This window comes from Halosimplex yunnanense (assembly GCF_054504345.1).
In genome coordinates this window covers 1-572 of record NZ_JBTJEL010000011.1, presented here as the reverse complement: position 1 = coordinate 572, position 572 = coordinate 1, and the positions used below count along the sequence as shown (strand labels likewise).

General features: G+C 59.1%; 1 rRNA gene. It reads right to left on the bottom strand.

Features of this window, described 5'->3' with window-relative positions:
* Positions 1 to 572: ribosomal RNA gene (locus tag AB2U09_RS00070) — 16S ribosomal RNA — on the bottom strand; the annotation flags it as partial.

Below are 572 nucleotides of genomic sequence, written 5' to 3'. Positions count from 1 at the left end.
GATCTTCACTGCACATTGTCGGTGCTGGTGAGATGTCCGGCGTTGAGTCCAATTAAACCGCAGGCTCCTCCGGTTGTAGTGCTCCCCCGCCAATTCCTTTAAGTTTCATCCTTGCGGACGTACTTCCCAGGCGGCTCGCTTGCGTCTTCACTGTGGCACAGCACAGGCTCGTAGCCTGCGCCAGACCGAGCGAGCATCGTTTACAGCTAGGACTACCCGGGTATCTAATCCGGTTCGAGACCCTAGCTTTCGTCCCTCACTGTCGGATCCGTGCTCCCGAGGTGCTTTCGCCATCGGTGGTCCGTCCAGGATTACAGGATTTCACTCCTACCCCGGACGTACCCCTCGGGTCTTCCGGTCCCAAGCCGTCCAGTTTCCGCCGGCAGCCCAGTGGTTGAGCCACTGGATTTCCCGACAGACTTGAACGGCCAGCTACGGACGCTTTAGGCCCAATAAAATCGGCCATCACTCGTGCTGCCGGTATTACCGCGGCGGCTGGCACCGGTCTTGCCCAGCACTTGTTCCTGTACCACCTTACGGTGCAGAAAAGCGAGGGCGTTGTATGCCCTCGC